Source organism: Hungatella sp. (genome assembly GCF_046966825.1).
This window is the reverse complement of sequence record NZ_JBKVCZ010000216.1, coordinates 1-6,995: the sequence shown is the minus strand read 5'-3', so window position 1 is coordinate 6,995 and position 6,995 is coordinate 1. Positions and strand designations below refer to the sequence as shown.

At 49.5% G+C, this 6,995-nt stretch carries 9 protein-coding genes and 2 pseudogenes; all 11 read right to left on the bottom strand.

The genetic code is table 11. From position 1 onward, the window contains the following. A pseudogene (locus tag ACLTD4_RS32355) lies at window positions 1-291 on the bottom strand (histidine kinase); the annotation flags it as partial. A gap of 2 nt (window positions 292-293) precedes the next feature. Then, window positions 294-1,829, bottom strand: coding sequence for a response regulator (locus ACLTD4_RS32350; RefSeq protein ID WP_117621675.1), 1,536 nt, complete (start codon window positions 1,827-1,829; stop codon window positions 294-296). A gap of 196 nt (window positions 1,830-2,025) precedes the next feature. Beyond that, a complete protein-coding gene (gene efp, locus ACLTD4_RS32345; RefSeq protein ID WP_002603599.1) occupies window positions 2,026-2,583 on the bottom strand; it encodes an elongation factor P in 558 nt (185 codons plus the stop codon). A gap of 97 nt (window positions 2,584-2,680) precedes the next feature. After that, window positions 2,681-3,112 (bottom strand): type II 3-dehydroquinate dehydratase, encoded by a 432-nt coding sequence (gene aroQ, locus ACLTD4_RS32340; protein WP_055653093.1) that lies wholly within the window; start codon window positions 3,110-3,112, stop codon window positions 2,681-2,683. Next, complete coding sequence (locus tag ACLTD4_RS32335) at window positions 3,109-3,621, bottom strand: shikimate kinase (RefSeq protein ID WP_002603597.1); 513 nt, start codon at window positions 3,619-3,621, stop codon at window positions 3,109-3,111. Before ACLTD4_RS32335 ends, aroQ begins: the two co-directional genes overlap by 4 nt. Further along, window positions 3,618-4,490, bottom strand: a complete 873-nt coding sequence (gene aroE / locus ACLTD4_RS32330; protein WP_117621674.1) for a shikimate dehydrogenase — start codon at window positions 4,488-4,490, stop codon at window positions 3,618-3,620. The genes ACLTD4_RS32335 and aroE overlap by 4 nt, the downstream gene beginning before the upstream one ends. Continuing rightward, window positions 4,471-4,998 (bottom strand): YqeG family HAD IIIA-type phosphatase, encoded by a 528-nt coding sequence (locus ACLTD4_RS32325; protein ID WP_055653095.1) that lies wholly within the window; start codon window positions 4,996-4,998, stop codon window positions 4,471-4,473. Before ACLTD4_RS32325 ends, aroE begins: the two co-directional genes overlap by 20 nt. A gap of 8 nt (window positions 4,999-5,006) precedes the next feature. Then, window positions 5,007-5,459: a transcriptional regulator NrdR gene (gene nrdR / locus ACLTD4_RS32320; protein WP_002603594.1), complete on the bottom strand. Its 453-nt coding sequence runs from the start codon at window positions 5,457-5,459 to the stop codon at window positions 5,007-5,009. Window positions 5,460-5,645: 186 nt separating this feature from the next. Continuing rightward, on the bottom strand, window positions 5,646-5,906 hold the full coding sequence (locus tag ACLTD4_RS32315; protein WP_002603593.1) for a PRC-barrel domain-containing protein: 261 nt from the start codon (window positions 5,904-5,906) through the stop codon (window positions 5,646-5,648). A 63-nt stretch (window positions 5,907-5,969) separates the two neighbouring features. Then, window positions 5,970-6,803, bottom strand: coding sequence for a DUF975 family protein (locus ACLTD4_RS32310; RefSeq protein ID WP_117621673.1), 834 nt, complete (start codon window positions 6,801-6,803; stop codon window positions 5,970-5,972). Further along, window positions 6,803-6,995: pseudogene (locus tag ACLTD4_RS32305) on the bottom strand (hypothetical protein); the annotation flags it as partial. The gene ACLTD4_RS32310 and the pseudogene ACLTD4_RS32305, both read right to left, overlap by 1 nt.

Below are 6,995 nucleotides of genomic sequence, written 5' to 3'. Positions count from 1 at the left end.
CTCCACCTGGTTTCCCCTGCTGTTTTTCAGCACCTGGCGGAATTTTGCGTTATAAGACAGATATTTGATGTTGTCATTTTCCCTCTTCAGCGAGGTCTCCAAATCGGAGGCCATCAGCCGTACATTATTCCGTATGGTCTCCTCCGTCTGCCGCTCCATATTGCGTTTCGACACCGAATACGAGTACACTCCCAGCACCAGGATCGGAACGGTAATCAGCAGCAGATAGCTGATTACCAGTTTCTTCCGGATCGAGGCGCTTCCATAATACCACTTCAGCAATCGTTTCATCCTCATCCCTGCTGCTTTCCATTCTTCTCCCGGTACTGCCGGGGCGTCATTCCGTAATAGTTCTTAAACAGCCGGTTAAAATACGGCTGATTCTCATATCCGCAGGCCTTTGCCACCAGAACGATCTTCAGTTCCTCATCCTCCAGCAGCTTCCTGGCCTGTTCCATGCGGTAATCGGTAATATATTTGACCAGGTTTGCCCCGGTCTCCTTCTTAAACAGATAGCTCAAATAGGCCGGAGCCAGATTGACCCGCTCGGCGATATCTTCAAGTCCGATATCGCTCCTGTATTCATCCCTGACAATATTCTTGATCCGTTCCACGATCCTGGGACTGTCCCCCACGGCGTCCGTCCGTTTTGCCAGCACCTCATTTAAGACTGCCCGGAAATTCACCTCCAGCTCCTCGCCATCTTTGTAGGACAGCAGCCGTTCCACGCTCTCAAAGAGCCGTGGCTTGTCATTGACTCCATACTGGCTGTAAAATGCCGACAGAATATCGTAAAAGACATGATGCACATAGATCCGGCTGACCACATGGCCGCCCACCATCGTCTCCACCAGCTGATCTCCGTACAGGATCACAAGATCGTCGTTCCTGTCCCCAATCGCCTCGATCATCAGTTCCTTAATCCGCTCCACCTCCGCGGCATAATACTCCGAATTTAATACAATCTCAGACAGAAACGTGATCTCACCGCCCGTCCCATAGAAATTCTTCCGAATCTGGCTGATCTCCTCCATCTGCCGGTTCATCTCCTCCACCGTAGTAAATTCCCTGCTGACCACGATTGATATCTCAGTCCCCAGAAGCTGTCTGCCGTCCCTGGCCAGTTTCTCCAGCTGCTTCTGCAGCCCGCTTCCCACGATCCGGTTCTCATCGGCCAGAAGCACCACCGACGAATCGGGATACAGGTTCACATATTCGCATGGAATTCGGATATATGTATGCAGCAGCTTCAAAAAGACCTCCTCCTGCTGTTCAAAAATATTCCGCCCGCTCTCCAGGCTTATAAGCACCTTCCGTTCCTTTCCAATCGTCCGAAAATACTCCTCCAGCATCCCCAGATCAGACGCCGACACGCTCCCTCCTGTAAACACCTTATAAAACACCCGCTTCATGGAAGCTTCCTTCTGCTCCTGTTCCTGCTTTGACTCCTCTCTCTGCCTCTCCAGATCCCCGATCACCTTATTCATGACCTTCTCGAACTCGTCCAGTTCAATCGGTTTCAGTAGATAATCCACGGCGTTGGCCTCCATCGCCCTCTTCGCATACTCAAATTCCCCATACGCGCTGAAGATAATAATCCGGATATCCGGATTAAACTGAAACGTCTCCTTCGCCAGCTCCAGCCCATCCTTATAAGGCATCTTCACATCGGTAAACAGAATATCCACCGGGTGCCCCTTCAAATACTCAAGCGCCTTCTGCCCATTCTGCGCCTCCACCACCGAAAGCGGCAGCCTATATTTTTCAATCAGGAACCGGATTCCCTCCCTCTCCTGCGCCTCATCATCCACCAGCAAAATCCGAAACATAAAATCCTCCCTTTCCCCATCTCCATTTCTTACCAGCTTACCGCGTCTTCCCCCTCTTTGTCAATGTTTGAACGGTTACCAATGCTTCGGCAATACAAAAAAGACGGTAAAAGAGGGTAGTAAATCCTGGCCTCCAGGCCAACATTTACCACACTCTTTTACCGTCTTTTGCTTTAGTCTGCGGCGTATCCTGTTCTTATACTCTGGATAAATACTCCCCAGTACGTGTATCAATCTTAATCTTATCGCCCTGATCCACAAACAGCGGAACGTAAACGACTGCTCCGGTCTCTACGGTAGCCGGCTTTGTAGCGCCCTGTGCCGTATCACCCTTGAAGCCTGGCTCTGTATCAGTGATCTCCAGCTCTACGAATAACGGAGGCTCAACAGAGAACACCTTTCCATTGTAAGAACAAACCTTTAAAATGTCGTTCTCCTTCACAAACTTTAACGCGTCTCCGATTACTTCCGGGCTCAGTGCGATCTGCTCGTAAGTGTTCGTATCCATAAAGTTATGAAGATCGCCATCCGCATATAAATACTGCATGTCCACACGGTCAATTCTGGCCGCCGGGAACTTCTCTGTAGGACGGAAAGTACGCTCTACTACACCGCCGTTCACTACGTCTTTAATTTTAGTTCTGACAAATGCAGCACCCTTACCAGGTTTTACATGCTGGAACTCCATAATCTGATAAACATTACCATCAATCTCTAATGTGATACCGTTTCTAAAATCACCCGCTGATATCATAAATGATATTCCTCCTTGAAATTCTCTTAATCCTTTTTATTCTATACTATAATAATACCTTTTTCAACTATTTTTTTCATTTTCTGTATACACGCCGTTATTCACGGCCTGTCAAATAGTCCATGGCAAGGGCATAACCCTTCAGTCCCAGCCCCAGAACCTGGCCGTCGCAGACAGGCGCCGTAACAGAAGTATGCCTGAATTCTTCCCTTTTATGCACGTTGGAAATATGTACCTCCACCTTCGGAATCTCCACCGAGGAAAGGGCATCTCTCAACGCGTAGCTGTAATGGGTAAACGCGCCCGGATTGATGATAATGCCTTCCGTTCCGTTATAATACGCTTCCTGGATCTTATCGATTAAGCCGCCCTCGAAGTTACTCTGGTAAATATCCAGTTCATGTCCTTCTCTCTCCGCCTTCTCTTTCATCATACGGACAAGATATCCGTAATCCTCAGTGCCGTATACACCTTTTTCCCTGATTCCAAGAAAATTTAAATTCGGTCCATTTAAAAGAAGCAGCTTCATTCAAATCCCATCCTTTCTTCCAGCTCCGTCACAATCTCACCGACACTCCGTCCATTCACATCCACAATCAGTCCGGCAGCCTCCCGGTATATGGGGCCACGGGCCGCGATCAGCTCTTCCACACGCCGCGTCACGTCTCCGCCCTGAAGCAGCGGCCTTGTCGTATCTCCCTTCAGCCGTTTCAGCACGGTATCCGGATTCACCTCCAGATAAATCACGGTCCCAAGCTGTTTCAGCAGCCTTCTGTTTTCTTCCCGCAGGGGAAGCCCGCCTCCGACGGAAATGACCTTTTCCTGTGTATCGGAAAGAAGCGTCTGGAGAACCGCCGTCTCCGTCCTACGAAACTCGTCCTCGCCCTTCTGCGCAAATATCTCCGATATCGTCATGCCTGCCCGCTCTTCGATCAGCCAGTCAGTATCCACCATAGGGAGACCGTGCTTCTTTGCGTACCGTTCCCCGACCGTTGTCTTACCGGCCCCCATGAAGCCGATCAAAATCACGTTCTTCATCGCGCCGCCTCCAGTTCTTCCCGCATCAGCACTCTCGCACCGTCGATCATCTCTCTGGTAAACACGGTCTCCGGATTCCACAGCTCGTAGGCGATAACGCCCTGGTAAATCAGCATATCGAGCCCTCCCACGGCCTTGCCGCCGGCTGCCCGAACGTATTTCATAAATTTCGTCTCCATCGGCGTATACACAATGTCTACCGCCGTATCGATCTTTTTATAGAATTCCGCATCCTCCACCGGGGCGTGATCCACGTTCGGATGCATCCCTACGCTGGTGGTCTGAACCGCCAGGCAGGAGCTGCACTCCAGCCTTCCGTAATCGTCCAGGGCCATGGGAAGCATGACTCTGCGGCCGAACCGCTCATTGACGATCTCAGAAAGGGCCTCCGCCTTTTCCAAACTCCGGTTCAGAACATAAATCACAGACGCGCCTTCCTTCGCCAGCACGCAGGCTGCCGCCCTGGCCGCGCCGCCCGCTCCGAACAGGATGCAGGTGCGGTCCCGGATTTCGATTCCCGCCTCCGTCATGGCTCGTTTCAGTCCTGCCGCGTCCGTGTTATAGCCCTTGTAGCCGCCGTCTGTCCGCACCAGCGTGTTGACGGCACCGATGGCTTTTGCGTCCTCGTCGATATCCACCAGGTATTTCATGACCTCCTGCTTGTGAGGAACCGTGACGTTCATGCCGGTAAAATTAAGGGCGTAGGCTCCTTTTACCGCTTCCTCCACACGTCCCGGCTCCACCTTAAGCGGTACATAGACGAGATCTGTTCCTGTCTTTTCCGAGTAATAATTATGCATGAGCGGTGACATGGAGTGCTCCACCGGATACGCCATGACTCCGCATACTTTACTTTTTCCGCTTATCATACTGTCTCCTCTTTTTGTCCCTGCGATAAAAAAATAAGATAAGTGCCTCCGGATACCGTTTTAATACGATCTGAATCTCTTCCTTCGGATTGATCGGCTTCACCAGAAAGCTCCTGATTCCCGTCCGTTTGGCCCCGTAGACGTCGGTAAACAGCTGATCTCCCACGAATATCGTGCTGTTTAAGCTCGTCCCCATGAGCTCCATCGCCTTCTTATAATTCTTCACGCCCGGCTTTCCGCCCTTATAGATATAGTTAGAGCCGCCGACAGCTTCTGCAAAAGCTGCCACCCGCGGCTCTTTGTTATTGGAAAGCAGGCAGGTGTCCATGCCAAGCGCCCGCAGATGAGAAAACAAGCGCTTCGCTCTCTCATCCGCCGGCGCGTCATGGGGCACCAGGGTGTTGTCTACATCAAAGATTACGCCTCTGATTCCCTTTTTATAAAGGGCGTCATACGGAATGTCATACGCAGAGGCCACGTCTTCATCCGGATAAAATCTGTTAAACATACATCTTCCTACTTTTTCAATAATTTTCCGATCTCTTCCATGAACGTATTCACGTCCTTGAACTCACGATATACGGAGGCGAAACGGACATATGCGACCTCATCGACCTCCTGCAGCTTTTTCATAACAAGCTCTCCGATCGCGGAGCTGGAGACTTCCTTCTCTTCCATATTGAATATCTGTGTCTCGATCTCGTCCACCATGGAATCAATCTGCTGGGAAGAAACGGGACGCTTGTGGCAGGAATGAAGGATTCCTTTTTCCAGCTTGGAACGTTCATAGACTTCTCTGGACTCGTCCTTCTTAATAACCATCAGCGGGAGAGTCTCCAGTTTTTCATACGTTGTAAATCTCTTTCCGCATTTCTCACACTGCCTGCGGCGCCTGATGGAGCTGTTGTCATCCGCCGGTCTTGAATCAATGACCTTTGTATCTGCTTCATTACAAAATGGACATTTCACGTCGCTATCCTCCTGTTGGGCGATTTCTCTTACCTTCTTTTCAGAAATGAGAAATCCCACTGTTTTTTGTGCAGGACCCAAAACCGCGAAAAAAAGAATACACAGTTTTTCGCGGCTCCGGATCCGTTACTTTTTAATTATGTATATCATACCCCACAATCCGTAGATTCGCAAGCACATATTACACTATATCTTGCATTTTTCCTCAGCTTTTTCCAGATCTACTTTCACCAGGATAATATCTCTCCCCACCTGACAGATGTCACAGAAGGGAATGATGTACTCTTTTTCTCTGACCAGAAATCCACAGAAGCAGCCCGGCCCGGGAACGATGATCGCCAGAAGACAGCCCGTATCCATATCAAAATCCACGTCGCCCACATAACCAAGGCGTTTGCAGTCGCAGATGTTAATCACTTCTTTTTGTTTAAGATCTGAAATGCGCATAGCCTGCACCTTCTATATTCCTTAGTGTATTCTATGCGCATTTCCTATGTGTGATACAAATTATTACTCCGGTACATTTCCATAAAGGCCGTCACAGCTTCTGCCGTCATAAACCGGTTCCTCGTAATCATATGCTTCTTCCCGGCGCGATCCATCGCTCATATCGAGATAGAAGTGAATCATGGTCGTCTCTATATACGGTAAAATCCACAAAAACCCGATTCCAAACGATCCGAACCCCAGCAAATACATCCCGATCAGGCTGATTCCCAGATAAAACAGGCGGCCCTTGTTCCCTTTCATGAGCGCCGCGCTCTCCCGGAAGCAGCTGATCACCGTCCGCTCGGGATCTTCCATCAGAAGGTAAACCGCCATTTTAAAATGCAGGCTATACACGACGATTCCGACTATCTGAAGCAGATACATCAGAAACTGAAGCGCTGCCAGTATGGGGATATAACCCGTAATACGGGCGGAAACGCTTACCACAAAATATGGGATTCCAATGATTATACCAAATACCAGGTTGATAAAGTATACGCCTAAAAATCTTTGAGGTCTGTGAGTAAAGGCAAACAACATATCTCCCAGTGAATACGGCTGGCCTGTACACATATAGTAGAACATCCTTCGTATTCCGACCATTATGAGGTAAACCAAAAGGATCGCGATGAAATAAATCACCATATCGATTGCCAGTGAGCGCATCCAGCCTCCCCGGTTGAAGCCGGGTTCGCCGATCCAGGAGAGTGTGCTGACTGCAGATATACCGATAAAAATCATCATAACGACGATCAGGAGGACATACACAATCAGCATAGCTCCCACGGCTGTTCCATAGTTGCCTGACAGCGTAAGCTTCGCACGTTTTTTCAGTTCCGTTGACGTTGTCTTCATTAAAAAGCACCTCCTGACAGAAGGGATGAACTCATCATTCCAAATAGAAATATCATTGCCATGGCCGCCAGAAACAGCGCGATAATCGAGGTAATGAGACCTGCCTTCGCATAGCCCTCCATCGTATCTCCCATTTTGGACAACAGCGCAAACAGGATTCCCAGGCTGCCAAAAATCACCCCGCCGTAACAG

Excerpts from the sequence above, each read along its gene's own strand:
- ACLTD4_RS32350 (WP_117621675.1), bottom strand. The coding sequence starts at position 1,829 with ATGTTTCGGATTTTGCTGGTGGATGATGAGGCGCAGGAGAGGGAGGGA.
- ACLTD4_RS32335 (WP_002603597.1), bottom strand. The coding sequence starts at position 3,621 with ATGAAGAACGTGATTTTGATCGGCTTCATGGGGGCCGGTAAGACAACG.
- ACLTD4_RS32315 (WP_002603593.1), bottom strand. The coding sequence starts at position 5,906 with ATGCGCATTTCAGATCTTAAACAAAAAGAAGTGATTAACATCTGCGAC.
- aroE (WP_117621674.1), bottom strand. The coding sequence starts at position 4,490 with ATGATAAGCGGAAAAAGTAAAGTATGCGGAGTCATGGCGTATCCGGTG.
- ACLTD4_RS32310 (WP_117621673.1), bottom strand. The coding sequence starts at position 6,803 with ATGAAGACAACGTCAACGGAACTGAAAAAACGTGCGAAGCTTACGCTG.
- ACLTD4_RS32325 (WP_055653095.1), bottom strand. The coding sequence starts at position 4,998 with ATGTTTAACAGATTTTATCCGGATGAAGACGTGGCCTCTGCGTATGAC.
- efp (WP_002603599.1), bottom strand. The coding sequence starts at position 2,583 with ATGATATCAGCGGGTGATTTTAGAAACGGTATCACATTAGAGATTGAT.
- aroQ (WP_055653093.1), bottom strand. The coding sequence starts at position 3,112 with ATGAAGCTGCTTCTTTTAAATGGACCGAATTTAAATTTTCTTGGAATC.